The sequence below is a fragment of the Streptomyces sp. NPDC001070 genome (genome assembly GCF_053598835.1).
The window spans coordinates 60,912-80,944 of sequence record NZ_JBSFLB010000014.1 but is presented as its reverse complement, the minus strand read 5'-3'; the positions used below and the strand labels follow the sequence as shown (position 1 = coordinate 80,944).

Here is a 20,033-nt window from a genome sequence, read left to right as displayed (position 1 = left end):
GCGAGCCCTGTCCCGGGGCTGCGCCGCGATGGTGCCGAACCGACAACGGCTGCACACGGCGGCTGCGTCACCAGGCCGCTGCGTGCGTTGGTTAGAGGGTAACCGGTGAGTAACCTTCGCGCCAGCCCTCCCGCCCATGTGATTTGCATCGCTGACAGATGAGCGCGCCACTAGGGTGGGGGCCGGGGAGAGGGGGGACCGTGGACCGGGTGGACGGGGGCGGTGGCCACGCCGCAGCGCGGGCGGCCGAGCTGTACGAGGCCGTGCGGTCGGGGGAGATCGGCGTCGAGGACTTGCGCAAGCGGGGAGAACCACGCCGCGCCACCGGACTGCTGGAATTCGCCACCCAGGGGCGCAGCGAGCGGCGCGACGCCTATGTGCGGCGGCTCGCCGGCTGCCCGGACGCCGCCGCCATGGTGCGGCCCCGGCTCGCGCCCGCCGAACGCGCCCTGCTCGACGTCGCAGGCGGGCGGTCACCGGGGGTGGCCGAACTCCTGGACATGCTGCCCGGCGGTACGGAGCGGGAACGCCGCTACGCCCTGGAGGCGCTGGCCGTGCTCCGCGCCCCGGCGACGGCCGGACCGCTCTTCGACCTGCTCGGCGACCTCGGACGCGACGCGCCCCTCTGGTACCGGGGCGGGATCGAGGCTGCCGTCAGCCGCATCGTCACCGGGCGGGCCCGCCCCTACTGGTCCAGGTTCACCGAGCCGACGGCCGCGCCGACCGCCTTCTTGGTGCCGCTGCTGGTTCGGCAGACCACCCATGCGGCGCCCGAAGCGAGGGCGCTCGCCCTGCACCTGCTGGCCCGGGCCGCCGACCCGGCGCACCTGGAACTGTTCGTGGCGGCCGCCGCCGACCCCGAGCAGGACGTGGCCGCGGAGGCGCTGCTCGCCCTGGGCCGGCTGGACCACCCCACCGCCCGGGAACACCTCGCCGCCGTCCTGTACGGGCCCTCGCACTCCCTGGACGACCGGCTCATCGCGTCCGTGGCATTGGGGCGCGCCGGTGACCGGCGCGCCTTCGAGACCCTCGTGCTCTTCCTGAACCACCGCGACGGCTGGCGCAACGTCGCGGCGGCCGACGCCCTCCTCCGCCTCGGCGACCCGCGAACCGCCCGCGCCGCCGCCGCGCTCGCCACCAACCGGCTCCGGATCGCCTACGCCCTGGCCGCCGTGCGGATCCTGGGGCGGCTGCGGGCACCGGAGTCGCTGCCCGCTCTGGCGTCCACCCTCGGATGGCTCATGGACGAAGGCCGGACGGCCTGTCAGGCGGCCGCCGGCTGCGTCGAGGAGTTGGGACGGCTCGGGGACGCGCGGGCGGTGCCCGTCCTGGTCCGGGCCGTCGCGGATCCTCGCCTGCGCGTCGCGGCGGTGGACTCCCTCGGCCGGATCGGCGGCCCGCAGGTACTGGAGACGCTGCTCGGCGTCGCCTCCGACGAGGACGCGGAGGCGCGGGCGGCCGCGGCGCGCGGCCTGGCCGGCTACGAGGGCGAGCCCCGGGCGACCTCCGCCCTGGCCGGGCTGTGCGTACCGCCGTACCCGAGGCGGATCGTGCGCGCCCTCGTGCTCTCGGGCGACCCGGTGGCCGCACCGGTACTGGCCGCGGTGCGCGACCGGGCACCGAGTGCCGCGACGCGCCGTCTCGCCGGACGCTTCAGGCCAGATCCGACGCGTACCGCAGCTCCTTGAGCGGGACGCCGTCGTACATCTCGATCTGGTCGGCGCCGTCCGGTGCGAAACCCGACCGCCTGTAGAAGCGCAGCGCCCGCTCGTTGTCCGCGAGAACCCACAAACGCATGCTCCGGAAACCGCGCTCGCCGGCGCGGGCCCGTACGGCGTCCATGAGCGCCCGTCCGGTGCCCTGGCCGAGCCGGTCGGGGCGTATGTAGATCGCGTACAGCTCGCCGACCCGGGCGTCGTCCGGTTCGCCGCGGTAGGGGCCGACCGCGGCCCAGCCCGTCACTTCGTCGCCGTCCGTGGCGACGAGGTTGTCGACCCGCTTGTTGCCCGTGTCGAACCACTCCCTGCGGCGGTCGGCGTCCGTCTCGACGTTCATGGCGTCCAGGTACGACCGCGGCACGATCCCGGCGTACGCCGCCTGCCAGCCGCGTACACGGATCGCCGAGACGGCGTCGATGTCGTCACGGGTCATCACCCTCACATGCGTCATGGCCGCGACGTTAAGGGGGCGGGACCGGGGCCTGCACCCGGTTTTCGCCAGGTCAGATCAGGGTCAGCTGGGTCGGCTCGGGGTCCGCCGGGACCCCGGAGGCCCCGGGAGCCTCGCGGGCGGGCTCATCGGGCGCGCTGATCCGGCGCGCGGCCCCGGACCGGCTGGGGCCGATCCCGAACTCGTCGGCGAATTCGTGCACCTGCCGCGTGATGCGCCGCTGGTACCAGGTGGGCGCGTAGGCGCCGCCGGCGTACAGCGCTTTGTACCGGGAGATCAGCCGCGGGTGGTGCACGGAGAGCCAGGCCATGAACCACTCCCGGGCACCGGGGCGCAGATGCAGCACCAAAGGGGTGACGGAAGTGGCTCCGGTCCCGGCTATCGCGCGGACCGTCTCGCGCAACTGCTCGGGGGAGTCGCCGAGGTACGGCAGCACCGGCGCCATGAGCACGCCCGAGGGAATGCCGTGCTCATTGAGTGTCCGGCAGACCTCCAGCCGCTTCATGGGCGACGGGGTGCCCGGCTCCACGGTGCGCCACAGGTCCCGGTCCACGAAGCCGACGGAGACGGCGGTGGACACATCGGTGACCTGGGACGCCTGCACCAGGAGGTCCAGGTCGCGCAGGATCAGCGACCCCTTGGTGAGGATGGAGAACGGGTTGGCGTGGTCACGCAGCGCGGCGATGATGCCCGGCATGAGCCGGTAGCGGCCCTCCGCGCGCTGGTAGCAGTCGACGTTGGTGCCCATGGCGATGTGCTCGCCCTGCCAGCGCGGCGAGGCGAGTTCGCGGCGGAGCAGCTCGGGCGCGTTGACCTTGACGACGATCTGGGAGTCGAAGTCCAGGCCGCTGTCGAGGTCCAGGTAGGTGTGCGTCTTGCGGGCGAAGCAGTACACGCAGGCGTGACTGCAGCCGCGGTAGGGGTTGATCGTCCACTCGAACGGCATCCGGGACGCCCCGGGCACGCGGTTGACGATCGTGCGGGCCCGCACCTCATGGAAGGTGATGCCGCGGAACTCGGGTGTGTCGAACGTACGGGTCACGGCGTCCACGCCGAAGAGCGCGGGTGTGGTCGCCGCCGTGTCGCGGCTCAGGTTGTCCCACCTCATGCCGCCTCCATTCGTTGCCCTCCCCAGAGAATAGAACATCTGAGCGAATAGCGTCGAGGGGGATCCGCGTGATTCCTGGGACACCCGTGCGCGACCCGGTCGCGGACGGCGGTGGACGACTCGACGGTGCGGCGGATCCCCGGTCCTCGGCGACGGGGGATCCGCCCATGTGGCACCGCCGCTGCTCTGCGACCGGGACCCGCCGCCGGAGGCGGGTCACGCCTCCGGCGGAGCCGGACCCGGCGTGGTGACCCGAGCCGTCACTGCGGCCGCAGGCTCAGGACGAGGTCGCGAGGCAGGCCGTGGGTGTCGTGGAGGTAGTGGAGGTCCTCCTCGTCCAGCGGACCCCGGAACCGGGGCCGGGCCAGTACCTGCCGTCCGCGCTCCAGGAGCCGCCGGAAGCGGCGCTCCTCCTCGAGCAGCACCCGGCGCACGTCGTCCGGATCCATGTCCTGGCGGAAGCGGTCCAGGGTGTGCCGGACCAGCTCGTCCGGCAGGTCGCCGAGACCGCGCGACGGATCGTCCCGCCACAGCACGGTGAGCACCCGTCGTACCAGCCGGCGCAGCACATAGCCGCGGCCGGTGTTGGCCGGGCGCACCCCGTCGCCGATCACCACGATGGCCGAGCGCAGGTGGTCGCAGACCACGCGCAGCGACGGTTCGTCCAGCTGCCACAGAAGCGGCACGAGACGGCGCCAGGGGGCGAAGACATCGCACTCGAACACCGACGTCCGGCCCTGCAGCAGCGAGGCCAGCCGTTCCAGGCCGAGCCCTGTGTCGACGTTGCGCTGGGGCAGCGGCACCAGCGAACCGTCGGCGAGCCGGCGATGGCGCATCATCACGTGGTTCCACACCTCCACCCAGCGGTCGTCGCGGGTGGGCGTCGACTCCGGCGGGGTGTCGCCGGTCCACAGGAAGATCTCCGAGTCGGGGCCGCACGGGCCCGTCGGTCCGTTGGACCACCAGTTGTCCTCGACGGTCGGCTCCACCGGGATTCCGTGCTCCTGCCACAGCTCCTGGGAAGCCGTGTCCGGGCCGGTCCGGTCGTCGCCGCCGAAGACCGTGACGTGCAGCAGATCCGGATCGACGCCGAACCCCTCGGTGAGCAGTCCGTAACCCCACTCCAGGCTCTGCGGCCCCTCGTAGTCGCCGAGCGACCAGGTGCCGAGCATCTCGAAGACCGTCAGATGGGTGGGATCGCCGACCTCTTCCAGGTCCGTGGTGCGCAGACATCGCTGCACGTTGACCAGCCGCCTGCCGAGCGGGTGCGGGCGCCCCTCCAGGTACGGGGTGAGCGGATGCATGCCCGAGGTGGTGAACAGCACCGGATCACCGGGCGGTGGCAGCAGCGTCGAGCCGGTGATCCTTCGGTGGCCGCGCTCCTGGAAGTACTCGACGAACGTGCGGACGATCTGCTCGGTGTTCATGGGGGTGGCTCCTTCGCGCGCACAGCGGGGGAGGCACCGGACAACGGGTCCGCACGATCATCGGCATCGGGGCGGGAAGGCCACGGAAACCACCGGCGGGCCGTTTCCGGTCGCCGATGGGAAGCGGGAACTACGTCAGGCGGCGGCAACCGGCGAGCTGGTCGCTCGCGCGGTCGCGGTGAGGCTTGGGCCGGTGACGTTCATGCGGTGACGATAACGCGTCCGACCCGCCGGGTCACACGATTTACCGCCGGGCTCGGTCGCACCGTGTGGGCGGCCCGATTTCGCGGGCGCGGGGCCGTGGTGATTGGCTTGCCGTCGACGGCACACAGACGACGGAGGACGGCGATGGCACAGGTCGAGGCCACCACGCAGCGCGAGATCGAGGCGAGCCCGGAGAGTGTCTTCGCGGCGCTCGCCGACTACTCGGGCACCCGGCAGCGGCTGCTTCCCGAGCAGTACAGCGAGTACGAGGTGCGCGAGGGCGGCAGCGGCGCGGGCACCTTGGTGCACTGGAAACTGCAGGCGACCGAGAAGCGCATCCGTGACTGCCTGTTCGCCGTGACGGAGCCGACCCCGGGTCAGCTGGTCGAGACCGACCGCAACTCCTCCATGGTCACCACCTGGACGGTCACCCCGGCCGGTGAGGGCCGCGCCAAGGCGGTCGTCACGACCACCTGGACCGGCGCCGGCGGCATCGGCGGCTTCTTCGAGCGCACCTTCGCGCCCAAGGGCCTGAACAGGATCCACGACGCGGTGCTCGCGCGGCTCGCCGCGGAGACCGAGAAGTAGCAGGCGCCACAAAGGGGCGGCCGGGTTCGGGTGACCCCGGCCGCCTCCTTCGGCGCGCCGTGCGTGCCCGCCCGTGTTGTGCCTGCCCGTGCCGGGTGTGCCGCGGTTTGACGCACCCGGCGGGCGCACGCCGGTGGGCAGGTCACTTGAACGGGTGGTTCTGCCGCGCTCCGGCGCATCCACGGCGCCCCTGATCGTTGTCGCAGGGCAGGCGCGACGAGGGGAGCGGTACGCAGATGGGCGGCACCACCGGGACGACGCTGTCCGAGAAGACCGGTCCCCTCACGGACGGGGCCGGCGCCGGTACGGCCCCCGAGGACCGCGCCGCACCGGCCCCTCGGGAGGCCGGCGCGCCCGTCGCCGGCCTGAGTCCGCGCAGGGTGAGGCTGGTCTTCCTCGGGCTCATGCTGACCCTGCTGCTGGCCGCGCTCGACCAGATGATCGTGGCGACCGCGCTCCCCAAGATCGTCGGGGAGCTGCACGGCCTGGACAGGATGTCCTGGGCCGTCACCGCCTACCTGCTCGCCTCCACCGTCGGACTGCCGATCTACGGCAAGCTCGGCGACCTCTTCGGCCGCAAGAGCGTCTTCCAGTTCGCCATCGTCGTGTTCGTCATCGGCTCCGCGCTCGCCGGCTGGTCACGCTCCATGGACGAGCTGATCGCCTTCCGCACCATCCAGGGCGTCGGCGGCGGCGGGTTGATGATCGGCGTCCAGGCGATCATCGCGGACATCGTCCCGCCCCGGGAACGCGGCCGCTACATGGGGCTGATCGGCGCCTCCTTCGGCCTGGCCTCCGTGGCCGGGCCGCTGCTCGGCGGCTTCTTCACCGACCACGCCTCGTGGCGCTGGTGCTTCTACATCAACGTGCCCTTCGGGCTGCTGACCCTGGCCGTCATCGCCGTCGTCCTGAAGCTGCCGCGGCCCGCGGCACGCCCCCGGCTGGACGTGCTGGGCGCGCTGCTGCTGGCCGCCGGCTCCACCTGCGTGGTGCTGCTGACGAGCTGGGGCGGCACGACGTACGCCTGGCGCTCGGACGTGATCATCGGGCTGGGCGCGGGAACGGTGTGCTGCGCCGTCCTGTTCGTGGTGGTGGAACGGTTCGCCGTCGAGCCGGTCATCCCGCTGCGGCTCTTCCGTGACGGCGTCTTCACCGTCTCCGCCCTCATCGGGGCCGTCGTCGGCGTCGGTCTCTTCGGCGCCGCCAGCTACCTGCCCACCTTCCTGCAGATGGTGAACGGCGTCAGCGCCACCGAGTCCGGACTGCTGATGCTGCCCATGATGCTCGGCGTCGTGCTGGCCTCCGTGGTCTCCGGCCAGCTGATCAGCCGCACCGGACGGTACAAGGTGTTCCCCCTGGCCGGCGGGGCGCTCTCGGTGGCCGGCATGTGGCTGCTGTCGCTGCTGGATGCCGACACCCCGCGCGCGGAGTACAGCGCCTACATGGCGGTGCTGGGGCTGGGCATCGGCCTGGTCCTGCCCGTGCTGATCCTCGCCGTGCAGAACTCCGTACGCCCCGCCGACCTCGGTACGGCCACCAGCGCCAACAACTACTTCCGGCAGATCGGCGGTTCGGTCGGCGCGGCGGTCTTCGGCACCCTGTTCGCCAACCGGCTCGCGGACGGGCTCGCCGAGCGGCTGCCCCGTGGTGTCGATCTGCCGGATCCGCAGTCGATCACCCCGCACATGGTGCACGCGATGCCGGCGCCGCTGCGCGACGCCTATGTGCGGGCGTACGCGGAGGCCATGCCGCGCATCTTCCTCTACCTGGTGCCGGTGCTCGCCCTCGGCTTCCTGCTCGCCTTCCTGCTCAAGGAGAAACCCCTGGTGACCCAGCACGTCCCCACCGCCCGCAAGTCCGAGACCGTCGGCGTACCGGTGTGCGGCACCGTCCAGCACGCCGACGGCAGCACCGTCGGCCGTGCGGCGCTCACCCTCATCGATGTGACCGGCCGACAGATCGGGCGGGGCGCCACGGGCGAGGACGGGCGCTACGCGCTGAGCACCCCGGGCAGCGGCAGTTACGTACTGATCGCCGCCGCGGGCGGACACCAGCCGCAGGCCGTGAGCGTGACCGTCGGCGAACGCCCGGTCGAGCTCGACGTGGTGCTCGGCGGCGCCGGCCGGCTCGCCGGCACGGTGCACACCGCCGACGGCACGGCCGTGCGGGAGGCCACTGTCACCCTCACCGACTCCCGCGGCGACGTGGTGGCCACGACCCGTACCGGGCGGGACGGGGAGTACGTCCTCAGCGACCTCGTCGCCGGGGAGTACACCCTCGCCGCCAACGCCCCCGCATACCGGCCCGCGGCGCTCCCCGTGTCGGTGCACGCCGCCCGGGAGACCCGGCAGGACGTCGAACTCGCGGGCGGCGCCATGCTGCGCGGCACCGTCCGCGGCCCGGGCGGGCGCCCGGTGGAGGACGCCCGGGTCACCCTGCTGGACGCGGCGGGCAACGTCCTGGACACCGTGACGACCGGCGCGGACGGCGTGTTCCGCTTCGTCGACCTGGCGGCGGGGGAGTACACCGTCGTGGCCTCGGGCTATCCGCCGGTGGCCACCGTGCTGCGGCTCAGCGGCGGCGAGCGCACCGAGCGCGACGTCCACCTGGGCCACGAGGACTGACTGACGGGCACCGCGGCGGCCGACGCGCGCCCGCTTACGCCCTGGCGCCCCGCATCCCTCGCGCGGGCGCACGCCGGATTCCCCCAATGCCCTACGCGGCACCCAGTGTCGGTCGTACCGTGGTGGCGGAGCCGCAGATCTTGCGCCGGGGCCGACCACCCCGGCCCCGGTCGGGATTCGGGCACCGCAGGGGAAGGAGCCGGACGCGTCATGCAACGTCGCACTCCGCCGCAGGAGGAGAGCCGCGCCGCGCTGCCGGAGCAGCGGACCGCACTCTCCGGACGCATCCCGCTCGCCGTGGTCGTGGTGGACGGCGACGGGCTGGTCTCGCACTGGAGCACGGGCGCCCGCAAACTGTTCGGGCGCACCCGGGAGGAGGCCGTCGGCCGCCCGGCCGTCGACCTGCTGCCGGTCTCCGGCGCGCTCGCCGAGGACGACGCGACTGACGACGCCCTTGACGACACCCCCGGACCCGTCGACGGCACCTCACACCCCCGGGACGCCGATCCCGGACCCGACCTGGACGCCTCGCTCAGCGGCGCGACCTCCTACCCGACCGCGGGCCGTGCCCGGCTCAACCAGGGGCCCGACCCGGACCCCGGCAGCCTCCCGGCCGACGTCCTGTGGTGGGCCTACCCGCTGGTCGGCCCGGGCCCCGAGCGCCTGCTCGTACTGGCGGCCGACGCGGCCCAGTTGCACGGCGCCGACGACACGGCGCCCGGGGAGTTCGAGCGGATCGCACCGGGCTTCGCCCTGCACACCGAGTTCCCCGGTGCAGACGGGCTCGCCAAGCGGCTCCCCGAGATCCTGCCCAGCATGAGCGTCGCCGAGAGCGGCCGGATCGTCTCCCAGGTGCTGGAACTCGGCTATCCCGTGCTGGAGATCAGCCGGCACGACCGGGTGCCGGTCACCCCCGACTGGGGGGTGCCCCGGCGCGACGAACGCCGGGCGCGCAGGCTGCGCGCCGCCCGCGAGGCCGCGGCCGGTCCGCTCGCGGACGCGTCCGAGGACCTCGAACCCGACCTGGAGTACGCCGCCGTCCGCGAGCGCCTGGAGTTCCTCAACGAGGTCAGCGGGCGCATCGGCAGCTCCCTGGACCTGGCCCTGACGATCCAGGAGGTCAGCGCCGCCGTCGTGCCGCGCTTCACCGACGTCGCGGGCACCTATCTGCGCGAACAGGTACTGGCGGGAGAGGGCTTCCCCGACGGGCCGCCCGATGTCACGACCATGTGGTACCGGGTCGCCCTTGAGCACACCGACGAGCCCGGCCGCTGGGACGACGTCGTGCCGGTCGGCGAGTCCATGCCGTTCCCCGAGCACACGCCGTTCTTCCAGTGCATGACGAGCGGTCAGCCGGTGCTGGTCCCCCGGATCACCGAGCCCATGGGCGAGGCCATCGCCTCGCAGTTCGAGAAGCGGGACATCCGGCCGCTGATCACCGGCCGTTCGATGCTCGTCGTGCCGCTGAAGGCGCGCGACGTCGTGCTGGGCTTCATGATCCTGCTGCGGCACCGGGAGCGCCCGCCGTTCAACGACATGGACCGTGTGACGGGTGCCGAACTGGCCGCCCGTGCCGGGCTTGTGCTGGACAACGCCCGCATGTACACGTACCAGGAGAACGCCGCCGACACGCTCCAGGACAGCATGCTGCCGCAGATCACCCCGCGCATGCCGGGCTGCGACGTGGCCACGCGCTATCTGCCCGGCACACGACTGGGCCGGGTCGGCGGCGACTGGTTCGACACCATCAAGCTGCCCGGCTCGCGGCTCGCGCTCGTCGTGGGCGACGTCATGGGACACGGCCTCAACGCGGCCGCCATGATGGGTCAGCTGCGCACCGCCGTGCAGACCATGGCGGCGCTGGACATGCCCCCCGCCCAGTTGCTGCGCACCCTCGACGACCTGGCGCAGCGTCTCGGCGAGCACTACCTGGCCACCTGCCTGTACGCCGTGTACGACCCGATCCGCTCCGAACTGCTCATCGCCAACGCGGGCCACATCCCGCCCGTGCTGGTGCGCGCCGAGGACGGCCGCAGCGAGCTGCTGGACGTGCCGACGGGCGCGCCGATCGGCATCGGCGGGGTCCCCTTCGAGACGGCGAAGGTCGCCGTCTCCCCCGGTGACCGGCTGGTGCTGTGCACGGACGGGCTCGTCGAGGTACGCGGCCAGGACATCGGCACGGGGCTGGCCGCGCTGTGCGAGAGCGCCGCGCACCCCGCGGCCTCGATGGACGACGCCTGCGACTCGATCATCCGAGCGCTCAACCCGCCGGGCGGCCGCAAGGACGACGTCGCCCTCCTGATGGCCCGGCTCAACGGCATCGCCCGCGAGGACGTCGTCACCTGGCAGCTCGCCCTCGATCCCCGCGAGGTCGGCAGGGCCCGTGTCCTGACCCGGGGCGCGCTGGAGCGGTGGGGGCTGGACGAGGCCGCGGAGGCGGCCGAGCTGATGGTCGGCGAGGTGGTCACCAACGCCGTCCGGCACGCGCACACCCGGCACGTCGAACTGCGCCTGGTCCGTACGGACGCGCTGCTGTGCGAGGTCACGGACGACGACCACGCGGTGCCCGTCCTCCTGAACGCCGGGCCGGACGACGAGTTCGGGCGGGGGCTGCGGATCGTGAGCCGACTGGCCAGGGAGTGGGGCGCGAGCCGCACGGCCCAGGGCAAGACCGTCTGGTTCGAGCAGTCCCTGCCGTGGCGGCGCACCGGCGGGCGCGGCGACACGCAGGGCGGTTCCCGAACGTAGCGGACGCCGGATCACGACTTTCCCCGGACGCTTGCCGTCGCCGACAGCGGGCTGTGGCAAAGAGCTTGACGGGGCATCGGCCGCGCGGCCGGGCTTCGGCCCCGCGGCGGCGGACACGTGGACCTGGGGAGATCGCTTGGACGTCACCGGCAAGAACACGAAGGCGTGGGAGAGCTTCTGGCAGGACGCCCCGGGTGAGCCGGGGGCGGTGTTCTGGGACGCGGAGGCCGAGGTCACCGCGGCACTGCATCTCCCGCTCTTCGCCGACTACTTCGACCCGTCGCTGCCGGTCGTCGACCTCGGCTGCGGCAACGGCACCCAGACCCGCTTCCTCGCCGGGCGGTACGGACGGGCCGTCGGGGTGGACCTCGCGGAGGCCGCGATCGGCCACGCGCGGCGCCAGGACCCCGGCGGTGTCGCGGAGTACCGGCAGCTGGACGCGGCCGACCTCGACGCGGTCCGGCGGCTGAGCGAGGAACTGGGCGACGCGAACGTGTACATGCGCGGGGTGCTCCACCAGTGCCTGCCCGAGGAACGGGCACCGCTGGTCGAGGGCATAGCCGTCCTGACCGGAGGGCGCGGCCGCGCCTTCGCGGACGAACTCGCCGCGTCGGCGAAGGAGGTGCTCATGGGCATCGCGCAGGGGCCGGGCGGTCCGCCGGCCAAGCTCGCGGCGGTCTTCTCGCACGGGATCGCGCCGGCCGAGATGCCCGACGAGACGATCCCGGAGCTCTTCCGCGCGGCGGGGCTGCGGGTCCTCGCGCGTGGTGAGGCCGCCCTCACGACGACGGAACGGCGGGCGGACGGCTCGCGGATCGAGGTACCGACGAACTGGCTGGTGGCGGGGGGTAACGGCTGACCTCCACCGGTCTGGGCCACTGAAGTTTTCCACAGGCGGGGCGGGGGCCTGGTATGCGCCGGTGACTTTGCGTAACGTTCCATGCCATGAAGATCCTGATCAGCGCGGACATGGAAGGCGCGACCGGCGTGACCTGGCCCGGCGACGTGCTGCCCGGCACCGACGGGTGGCAGCGGTTCCGGCATCTGTTCACTTCCGATGTGAACGCCGCGATCGCCGGCTTCTTCGACGGCGGCGCCGACGAGGTCCTGGTCAACGAGGCCCACTGGTCGATGCGGAACCTGCTGCTGGAGCAGCTGGACGAGCGGGCGCAGATGGTCACCGGCCGGCACAAGGACCTGTCCATGGTCGAGGGCGTGCAGCACGGGGACGTGGACGGCATCGCCTTCGTCGGCTTCCACACGGGAGCGGGGACGGAAGGCGTGCTCGCCCACACCTACCTGCCCAATTCCATCACCGGCGTATGGGTCAACGGCAGCCCGCCGGCGAGCGAGGGCCGATTGAACGCGCTGGTGGCGGCCGAGTACGGAGTGCCCGTCGTGCTGGTCACGGGGGACGACCGGACCGGCCTGGACGCGGCGGACTACGCGCCGGCGGCGCGAACGGTCGCCGTCAAGGACTATGTGTCGCGGTACGCGGCGGTATGCCGGCCCCCGGCGCGCACGGCTGCGGACATCCGCGCCGCGGCGAAGGACGCGGTCGTGCTCGCGGTGCGGCACGAGCCGGTGCGGGGCGGGCCGTTCACGATCGAGGTCGAGTTCGACGCGGCCCATCTGGCGGGGGCCGCCGCGGTGGTGCCCGGCGTGGAGCGTACGGGCGAGCGCCGCGTCACGTACACCTCACCGACCATGTACGAGGGGATTCGCTGCTACAAGGCCGTGACCACCCTCGTATCGGCAGCAGTGGAGGAGCAGTATGGCTGACACCCGGGCACTGGACGAGGCGGTCCGCTTCACCTCGGAACTGATCCGGATCGACACCACCAACCGCGGCGGCGGGGAAGGCAACGAGCGTCCGGCGGCCGAGTACGCAGCGCAGCTGCTCGACGAGGCCGGGATCAAGGCGCGCATCCTGGAGTCCGCGCCCGGCCGGGCCAACGTCGTGGCGCGGATCGAGGGCACCTCCGGCCCCGGGCACGGGGAGGGGGCGCTGCTGGTCCACGGCCACCTGGACGTCGTGCCCGCCCAGGCGGCGGACTGGAGCGTGCACCCGTTCTCCGGCGAGGTCCGGGACGGAGTGGTCTGGGGTCGTGGCGCCGTGGACATGAAGGGCACCGTCGCCATGGTGCTCGCCACCGTGCGCTCCTGGGCCCGGCAGGGCGTCCGGCCCACGCGGGACATCGTGCTCGCGCTGACGGCCGACGAGGAGGACAGCGCGACCTACGGGGCGACGTATCTGGTGGAGCAGCACGCGGAGCTGTTCCGCGACTGCACCGAGGGCATCAGTGAGTCCGGCGGCTTCACCTTCCACGCCGGTCCCGGGCTGCGGCTGTATCCGGTGGCGGCGGGGGAGCGTGGCACTGCCTGGCTGAAGCTGACGGCCCACGGCAGAGCGGGGCACGGCTCCAAGGTCAACCGCACCAACGCCGTGACCCGGCTCGCCGCGGCCGTCTCCCGCATCGGCGAGCACCGCTGGCCGGTGCGGATCGTCCCCACCGTCCGGGCCGCGCTGACCGAGCTCGCCGCGCTGCACGAGGTCGAGCCAGATTTCGACGACGTGGACACCCTGCTCAGCAAGCTGGGCGTCGCCTCCGCGCTGGTGGAGCCGGTGATCCGCAACAGCGCCAACCCGACCGTGCTCGAGGCCGGGTACAAGATCAATGTCATTCCGGGCAGCGCGGTCGCCTACGTGGACGGCCGGATCCTGCCCGGCGGGGACGAGGAGTTCGCGACCACCATGGACGAGCTCACCGGCCCAGACGTCGACTGGGAGTTCCACCACCGCGAGATCCCGCTGGAGGCGCCCCTTGACGCGCCGGTCTACGCGGCGATGCGGGAGGCCCTGATCCACTTCGATCCGGACGCGCACGTCGTTCCCTATGTGATGGGCGGCGGCACCGACGCCAAGCAGTTCTCCCGGCTCGGCATCAAGGGGTACGGCTTCTCGCCGCTCAAGCTGCCCGAGGGCTACGACTACGCGGGGATGTACCACGGCGTCGACGAGCGGGTCCCGGTGGAGGGACTGCACTTCGGGGTCCGCGTACTGGACCGCTTCATGCTGGGCCGGAAGGACACGACCGACGGAGGTTCCCGATGACCCGTGCCCCGATCATCGCCCCCTACGGTGCGTGGGAGTCGCCGGTCGACGCCCGCACCGCCGCCTCCCACGACGGACGCCCCGAATTCCCGGGCTTCGTCGGTGACGAGGTGTGGTGGACCGAACCGCGCCCCGCGGAAGGCGGGCGCCGCGCCCTCGTGCGGCGCCGCGCGGACGGTGCGGTCGACAGCCCGCTGCCCGCGCCGTGGAATCCCCGCACCCGCGTCATCGAGTACGGCGGCCGGGCCTGGGCGGGCACGGACCGGCCGGAGGGGCCGCTGATCGTCTTCTCCCACTTCTCCGACCAGCGGCTCTACGCGTACGAGCCCGACGTGCCGGGCGCCGAGCCGCGGCCGCTGACCCCGGTCTCCCCGGTCGGTGACGGGCTGCGCTGGGCCGATCCGCAGATTCATGCGGACCGGGGCGAGGTGTGGTGCGTTCTGGAGGAGTTCACCGGGGAGGGCCCGAGTGACGTACGACGGGTCATCGCCGCCGTTCCGCTCGACGGCTCGGCCGTCCGGGATCGCTCCGTGGTCCGCGAACTCTCCGACGACACCCACCACTTCGTGACCTCGCCGCGGCTCTCGCCGGACGGGCGGCAGGCCGTATGGATCGCCTGGGACCACCCCCGGATGCCGTGGGACGGTACGGAGCTCAAGCTGGCCGCCGTCGGTGCGGACGGCGCCTTCGGCGAGGCGCGGACGGTCCTCGGCGGTCCCGAGGAGTCCGTCGCCCAGGCGGAGTGGACCCCGGACGGCACCCTGATAGCCGCCACCGACCGTGACGGCTGGTGGAATCTGCACCGCGTCGACCCGGTGACCGGCGAGGCGGTCAACCTGCGCCCGGCGCGGGAGGAGTTCGCCGGGCCCGGCTGGCAGATGGGCGCGCGCTGGTTCGCCCCGCTCGACGGCGGGACGCTGGCGGTGCTCCACGGCAAGGGGGCACAGCGCCTCGGGATATTCGACCCGGCGACCGGCGAGGTGGCCGACGCGCCGGGACCGTGGAGCGAGTGGACCGGTCCGCTGTCCACCTCCGGCACCCGGGTGACCGCCGTGGCCGCCTCGGCGCGGACTTCCTTCGAGGTACTCGAACTCGACACGTGCACGGGCCGTACCCGGGTCATCGGTGCCGCCCACCACGACACCGTGCCCCCGGAGTTCCTGCCCGAGCCAGTGGAGCGCACCTTCACCGGCCCCGGCGGGCGGGAGATCCACGCCCAGCTCCATCCCCCGGCCAACCCGTACTTCGCCGCGCCCGACGGCGAGCTGCCGCCCTACGTCGTCTGGGTGCACGGCGGCCCCACCAGCCGGGCACCGCTCGTGCTCGACCTGGAGATCGCCTACTTCACCTCGCGGGGGATCGGTGTCGTCGAGGTCAACCACGGCGGTTCCACCGGCTATGGGCGTGCCTACCGTGAGCGGCTGCGCGAGCAGTGGGGTGTCGTCGACGTCGAGGACTGTGCCGCAGTCGCGAAGGCGCTGGCCGAGGAGGGCATCGCGGACGGTGGGCGGCTCGCGATCCGCGGCGGCAGCGCCGGCGGCTGGACCAGCGCCGCCTCCCTCACCGGCACCGACGTCTACGCCTGCGGCGTGATCAAGTACCCCCTCCTCGACCTCACCGGCTGGGCGGTGGGCGGCGAGACCCATGACTTCGAGTCCCGCTACCTCGATTCGCTCATCGGGCCCTACGCCGAGGTCCCCGAGCGCTACCGCGACCGCTCGCCGGTCACCCGCGCCGACCGGCTCACCGCGCCCTTCCTGCTGCTGCAGGGGCTGGAGGACGTGATCTGCCGGCCCGTTCAGTGCGAGCGGTTCCTGGAACGGATCGCGGGGCGCGGCGTCCCGCACGCCTACCTCACCTTCGAGGGCGAGGGCCACGGCTTCCGCCGCGAGGACACGCTGATCACCTGCCTCGAGGCCGAACTCGCCCTCTACGGGCAGGTCTTCCGCTTCACCCCGCCGTCCGTACCGCCCCTGGAGCTCACCAAGTGACACCGCTCGTTCCCCTCACCCGCCCGCGCCGCCTGGTCCCCGGCGACCGGGTCGCCGTCGTCGCCCCCAGTGGACCCGTGCCCCGGGAGCGGCTCGACGCGGGGCTCGACATCCTGCGCGGCTGGGACCTCGATCCGGTGGTGGCACCGCACGTCCTGGACCGCCACCTCCGGTTCGACTACCTGGCCGGACAGGACGCCGCGCGCGCCCGGGACTTCCAGGAGGCGTGGTGCGACCCGTCGGTGGCCGCCGTGCTCTGCGCGCGCGGCGGCTACGGCGCCCAGCGCATGGCCGACCTCCTGGACTGGGACGCGCTGCGGGCCTCCGGGCCCAAGGTGCTCCTCGGCTTCAGCGACATCACCGCGCTCCACGAGGCCTTCGCGGTCCGGCTGGGCCTGGCCACCCTGCACGGCACGATGATCGGCGCGCACGGCTTCCTCAAGGACGAGCCCACGCGGGCGCAGTTGCGGGACACCCTCTTCGGGCCGGAGCGGACGCGGGTGCTCGGCGCGCCGACCGCCCGGCCCCTCGTCCCCGGGACGGCACGCGGTGTCACCGTCGGAGGCTGCCTGGCCCTGCTCGCCTCGGGGCTGGGCACCCCGGACGGGCGGCCCGGAGTCCCCGGCGGCATCCTGCTGCTGGAGGACGTCGGGGAGGAGCCGTACCGGATCGACCGGATGCTCACCCAACTGCTGCGTTCCGGTTGGCTGGACGGCGTCGCCGGCATCGCCCTCGGCTCCTGGTACGAGTGCGGCCCTTACGAGGAGGTGCGGGCGGTGCTCCTGGACCGGCTGGGCGGACTCGGTGTTCCGGTCGTCGAGGAGCTGGGCTTCGGGCACTGCGAGAGCAGCCTGACCGTGCCGCTGGGTGTCCCCGCCGTCCTCGACGCGGACGCGGGCACCCTCACCGTGGAGGTGCCCGCGCTGGACGGCTGACCGCACCGGACGGCGGACGGGCCGCGCGGCTGACCGGACCGGACCTTACGAACCCCTGACGCCCGCGCGCGCCCGCGCCGCCGGGGCACTGCGGCGCTCTACGGTCGGAGGATGCTGGTACTCGTCACGGGCGGCGCGGGCTTCATCGGCTCGCACATCGTCACCGACCTGCTCTCCTCCGGCCACGGAGTGCGCGTCCTGGACCGGGCCGCGCGCCCCTCCGTCCCCGCGGCCGGAGACCTCGACTGGCGGCGGGGGGACGTGCGCGACCCCGCCGCCGTCGCGGACGCCGTGCGCGGCGCCGACTCCGTGTGCCACCAGGCCGCCATGGTCGGCCTCGGCAAGGACTTCGCCGATGCCCCGGACTACGTGGCCTGCAACGACCTGGGCACGGCGGTGCTGCTCGCCGCCATGGCGGAGCGGGGCGTACGCGACCTCGTACTCGCCGGGTCCATGGTCGTCTACGGCGAGGGCCACTACGAGTGCGCCCGGCACGGTGTCGTACGCCCCGGCCCCCGGCGCCCCTGCGACCTCGACGCGGGCCGCTTCGAACCGCCCTGCCCGCACTGCGGGGAACCCTTGAGTCCCGGCCTCGTCGACGAGGACGCCCCCGCCGACCCCCGCAACGTCTACGCCGCCACCAAACTCGCCCAGGAACACCTCGCCGCCTCCTGGGCCCGCACCGTCCACGGCCGCGCCGTCTCCCTGCGATACCACAACGTCTACGGCCCCCGCATGCCCCGCGACACCCCGTACGCCGGAGTCGCCGCCATCTTCCGTTCCGCCCTGGCCCGAGGCGAGGCCCCTCGCCTCTTCGAGGACGGCGGCCAGCGTCGTGACTTCGTGCACGTCCGCGACATCGCGGCGGCCAACGCCACCGCCCTGTCCGCCCTGCGGGAACGGCCCTCCGGCACCCTGCGGGCCTACAACGTCGGCAGCGGCGAGCCCCGTACGGTCGGCGACCTCGCCACCGCGCTGGCCACCGCCTGCGGTGGCCCGCCCCCGGTGACCACCGGGGAGTACCGCCTCGGCGACGTCCGCCACATCACGGCCTCCTCCCGCAGGCTGCGCGACGAACTCGGCTGGAAAGCGCGCGTCGGATTCGCCGAGGGCATGGGCGAGTTCGCCGCCCCGGCCGCCTGATCCGCGGAACCGGCCCGACGCGCCGCGACCGGCCCGACCTGACGACGCGCCGCGCCCCGGCCCCCGACGACCCGCAGTCCCGTGGCCTCAGCCCGCGGCCGGGAGCACGACCTCGAAACAGCAGCCGCCGGGGACGTTGCGCACCGCCGCCCGGCCCTCGTGCGCCTCGACGATGCCGCGGACGATGGCCAGTCCGAGGCCGGCGCCCGCGGGAGGCGTGCGGGCATGGGTGCCGCGCCAGCCGGTGTCGAAGACCCGGGTGAGGTCCGCGGCGGGGATGCCGCCGCAGCCGTCGGTGACCGACAGCACGACGGAGCCCTCGGCGCGGTGGGCGGCGACCGCGACCGTGCCGTCGGCCGGGGTGCGGTGGATGGCGTTGACCAGCAGATTGGCCAGGACCCGTGTCATCTCGCGCCCGTCCACCTCCACCGGCACCGGATCGACCCGCTCGCCGACCAGGCGCACTCCGCGCTCGCGGGCGAGCGCGTCGGCACCGGCGAGGGCGTCGTCGACGAGGTCGTACACCGACATGCGGGTGGGCTCCAGGGGCAGCGCCCCCGCCTGGATCCGGGAGAGCTCGAAGAGGTCGCCGACCATCCCGCTCAGCCGCTCGACCTCCGCGCGGATGCGGCGGTGGTAGCGGGCGGGGTCCTCGGCCACCCCGTCCTCGAGCGCCTCGGTCATGGCCCGCAGCCCCGCGAGCGGGGTGCGCAGGTCGTGGGAGATCCAGGCGACCAGTTCGCGCCGCGAGGACTCCAGGGCACGTTCGCGTTCCCGCGAGGCGGCGAGCTTGGCGCTGGTGGCGGCCAGTTCGCGGCCGAGCGCGGCGAGTTCGGCGGTCGGCGCGGAGGGGGGTGCCGTGAAGCCGCCGTTCTCGCCGAAGGCACGGGTGGCCTCCGCGAGCGCCCGGCTGCCCGCCACGACACGCCGGCCCAGCAGCAGCGCCACCGCCAGCGATACGGCCGCCGCGATGGCGCACACCGTGGTGACCACGCCGAGGTCGTGCGAGGACAGGAACATCGCCCAGGCCACCGACAGGGTCCCCGCGAGCATCGCGCCCACGGTGACGACGGCCACGACCGCCAGCGACAGCGCGACCGAACGGTGCCGCAGCAGTCGCAGCGCCACCCCGCCGGCCACGCCTGCGAGGACCGCGCCGAGCCCGGCGTAGGCGACGATGAGCAGGAGATCACGCATCGGACGCCTTCGTCGAAGACGCGTCCCCGGGCGGGTCGAAGCGGTAGCCGACGCCCCATACGGTGCTGATCAGCCGGGGGCGGGCCGGATCGTCCTCGATCTTCTCCCGCAGGCGGCGCACGTGCACCGTGACCGTGGACAGGTCGCCGAACTCCCAGCCCCACACGCGGCGCATGAGTTCCTCGCGGCCCACCACCCGTCCCGGGTGCCGCAGGAAGAACGCCAGCAGGTCGAACTCGCGCATGGTCAGGGTGAATTCCACGCCGTCACGGGTGACCCTGCGGGCGGCCGGGTCCAGCGCGAGGGAGCCCGAACGCAACAGGGCGCCGCCCCCGGCGTCCGCCGCGGCACGCCGGAGGCCCGCGCGGCGGAGCACCGACTCGACGCGCAGTACGAGTTCACGGGGGCTGAACGGCTTGGTGACGTAGTCGTCCGCGCCGATCTCCAGCCCCAGGATGCGGTCGTCCTCGTCGCCGCGCGCGGTCAGCATCACCACCGGCACCTCGCCGTACTCGGCCCGGATGCGGCGGCACACCTCCAGCCCGTCGATGCCGGGCAGCATCAGGTCGAGGACGACGAGGTCGGGGCGGACGGCGGCCGCGCCGGCGAGCGCCGCGGAGCCGTCGGCGGCCCGGTCCACGGTGAAGCCCGCGCGGGTCAGATAGCCCGCCACGACCTCGGACACGGTCGGGTCGTCGTCCACGACGAGGACCCGAGCGGGAGCGGCGTTGTCGGTCACGCGACGAGTCTCGCACCGTGGGCAGGGGCCGGGGCTGCCGCAGGC

The 20,033-nt window shown here is 73.4% G+C and carries 15 protein-coding genes; 10 read left to right on the top strand and 5 right to left on the bottom strand.

Annotated elements, in window-relative coordinates; translation table 11 throughout:
• Positions 1–200: 200 nt before the first annotated feature.
• Entirely contained in the window at positions 201–1,688 is a 1,488-nt protein-coding gene (locus ACWDAS_RS18720; RefSeq protein WP_450391832.1) for a HEAT repeat domain-containing protein, read from the top strand.
• Here the strand turns inward: ACWDAS_RS18720 and ACWDAS_RS18715 are convergent.
• The 3 genes from ACWDAS_RS18715 to ACWDAS_RS18705 all read right to left on the bottom strand — a co-directional run bounded on the left by ACWDAS_RS18715 (position 1,654) and on the right by ACWDAS_RS18705 (position 4,704).
• A complete protein-coding gene (locus ACWDAS_RS18715) occupies positions 1,654–2,169 on the bottom strand; it encodes an N-acetyltransferase family protein (RefSeq protein ID WP_450391830.1) in 516 nt (171 codons plus the stop codon). The genes ACWDAS_RS18720 and ACWDAS_RS18715 overlap by 35 nt on opposite strands.
• A 52-nt stretch (positions 2,170–2,221) precedes the next feature.
• Positions 2,222–3,277, bottom strand: coding sequence for an Rv2578c family radical SAM protein (locus ACWDAS_RS18710; protein ID WP_450391827.1), 1,056 nt, complete (start codon positions 3,275–3,277; stop codon positions 2,222–2,224).
• 260 nt (positions 3,278–3,537) lie between these two features.
• Positions 3,538–4,704, bottom strand: coding sequence for an alanine--tRNA ligase-related protein (locus ACWDAS_RS18705; protein ID WP_450391824.1), 1,167 nt, complete (start codon positions 4,702–4,704; stop codon positions 3,538–3,540).
• 348 nt (positions 4,705–5,052) lie between these two features.
• Here ACWDAS_RS18705 and ACWDAS_RS18700 point away from each other — a divergent pair, with 348 nt between their 5' ends.
• The 9 genes from ACWDAS_RS18700 (at position 5,053) to ACWDAS_RS18660 (ending at position 18,052) form a co-directional block, all read left to right on the top strand.
• Entirely contained in the window at positions 5,053–5,496 is a 444-nt protein-coding gene (locus ACWDAS_RS18700) for an SRPBCC family protein (protein WP_450391821.1), read from the top strand.
• 236 nt (positions 5,497–5,732) lie between these two features.
• Positions 5,733–8,120 (top strand): MFS transporter, encoded by a 2,388-nt coding sequence (locus ACWDAS_RS18695; RefSeq protein ID WP_450391819.1) that lies wholly within the window; start codon positions 5,733–5,735, stop codon positions 8,118–8,120.
• A 210-nt stretch (positions 8,121–8,330) separates the two neighbouring features.
• The gene (locus ACWDAS_RS18690; RefSeq protein WP_450391817.1) at positions 8,331–10,868 is read left to right on the top strand and encodes an ATP-binding SpoIIE family protein phosphatase; all 2,538 of its coding nucleotides are present in this window, start codon (positions 8,331–8,333) and stop codon (positions 10,866–10,868) included.
• Positions 10,869–11,004: 136 nt separating this feature from the next.
• Positions 11,005–11,727 (top strand): class I SAM-dependent methyltransferase, encoded by a 723-nt coding sequence (locus ACWDAS_RS18685; RefSeq protein ID WP_450391814.1) that lies wholly within the window; start codon positions 11,005–11,007, stop codon positions 11,725–11,727.
• Between the two features lie 86 nt (positions 11,728–11,813).
• Positions 11,814–12,650 carry a M55 family metallopeptidase gene (locus tag ACWDAS_RS18680; protein ID WP_450391813.1) on the top strand — a complete coding sequence of 279 codons (837 nt, stop codon included), beginning with the start codon at positions 11,814–11,816 and terminating at the stop codon, positions 12,648–12,650.
• Positions 12,643–13,983 carry a M20/M25/M40 family metallo-hydrolase gene (locus tag ACWDAS_RS18675; RefSeq protein ID WP_450391811.1) on the top strand — a complete coding sequence of 447 codons (1,341 nt, stop codon included), beginning with the start codon at positions 12,643–12,645 and terminating at the stop codon, positions 13,981–13,983. The genes ACWDAS_RS18680 and ACWDAS_RS18675 overlap by 8 nt, the downstream gene beginning before the upstream one ends.
• The gene (locus ACWDAS_RS18670; protein ID WP_450391808.1) at positions 13,980–15,974 is read left to right on the top strand and encodes a dipeptidyl-peptidase 5; all 1,995 of its coding nucleotides are present in this window, start codon (positions 13,980–13,982) and stop codon (positions 15,972–15,974) included. Before ACWDAS_RS18675 ends, ACWDAS_RS18670 begins: the two co-directional genes overlap by 4 nt.
• Positions 15,971–16,909 (top strand): S66 peptidase family protein, encoded by a 939-nt coding sequence (locus ACWDAS_RS18665; RefSeq protein WP_450391805.1) that lies wholly within the window; start codon positions 15,971–15,973, stop codon positions 16,907–16,909. Before ACWDAS_RS18670 ends, ACWDAS_RS18665 begins: the two co-directional genes overlap by 4 nt.
• 111 nt (positions 16,910–17,020) lie before the next feature.
• On the top strand, positions 17,021–18,052 hold the full coding sequence (locus ACWDAS_RS18660) for an NAD-dependent epimerase/dehydratase family protein (RefSeq protein ID WP_450391802.1): 1,032 nt from the start codon (positions 17,021–17,023) through the stop codon (positions 18,050–18,052).
• 87 nt (positions 18,053–18,139) lie between these two features.
• Here the strand turns inward: ACWDAS_RS18660 and ACWDAS_RS18655 are convergent, their stop codons facing one another.
• Together ACWDAS_RS18655 and ACWDAS_RS18650 are read right to left on the bottom strand one after the other, a co-directional pair.
• On the bottom strand, positions 18,140–19,249 hold the full coding sequence (locus ACWDAS_RS18655) for a sensor histidine kinase (protein ID WP_450391799.1): 1,110 nt from the start codon (positions 19,247–19,249) through the stop codon (positions 18,140–18,142).
• The gene (locus ACWDAS_RS18650; RefSeq protein WP_450391797.1) at positions 19,242–19,988 is read right to left on the bottom strand and encodes a response regulator transcription factor; all 747 of its coding nucleotides are present in this window, start codon (positions 19,986–19,988) and stop codon (positions 19,242–19,244) included. The genes ACWDAS_RS18655 and ACWDAS_RS18650 overlap by 8 nt, the downstream gene beginning before the upstream one ends.
• Positions 19,989–20,033 lie beyond the last annotated feature (45 nt).

Coding starts and splice junctions, on each gene's coding strand:
- ACWDAS_RS18715 (WP_450391830.1), bottom strand. CDS start 2,169: ATGACGCATGTGAGGGTGATGACCCGTGACGACATCGACGCCGTCTCG.
- ACWDAS_RS18710 (WP_450391827.1), bottom strand. CDS start 3,277: ATGAGGTGGGACAACCTGAGCCGCGACACGGCGGCGACCACACCCGCG.
- ACWDAS_RS18705 (WP_450391824.1), bottom strand. CDS start 4,704: ATGAACACCGAGCAGATCGTCCGCACGTTCGTCGAGTACTTCCAGGAG.
- ACWDAS_RS18700 (WP_450391821.1), top strand. CDS start 5,053: ATGGCACAGGTCGAGGCCACCACGCAGCGCGAGATCGAGGCGAGCCCG.
- ACWDAS_RS18695 (WP_450391819.1), top strand. CDS start 5,733: ATGGGCGGCACCACCGGGACGACGCTGTCCGAGAAGACCGGTCCCCTC.
- ACWDAS_RS18690 (WP_450391817.1), top strand. CDS start 8,331: ATGCAACGTCGCACTCCGCCGCAGGAGGAGAGCCGCGCCGCGCTGCCG.
- ACWDAS_RS18680 (WP_450391813.1), top strand. CDS start 11,814: ATGAAGATCCTGATCAGCGCGGACATGGAAGGCGCGACCGGCGTGACC.
- ACWDAS_RS18675 (WP_450391811.1), top strand. CDS start 12,643: ATGGCTGACACCCGGGCACTGGACGAGGCGGTCCGCTTCACCTCGGAA.
- ACWDAS_RS18670 (WP_450391808.1), top strand. CDS start 13,980: ATGACCCGTGCCCCGATCATCGCCCCCTACGGTGCGTGGGAGTCGCCG.
- ACWDAS_RS18660 (WP_450391802.1), top strand. CDS start 17,021: ATGCTGGTACTCGTCACGGGCGGCGCGGGCTTCATCGGCTCGCACATC.
- ACWDAS_RS18655 (WP_450391799.1), bottom strand. CDS start 19,249: ATGCGTGATCTCCTGCTCATCGTCGCCTACGCCGGGCTCGGCGCGGTC.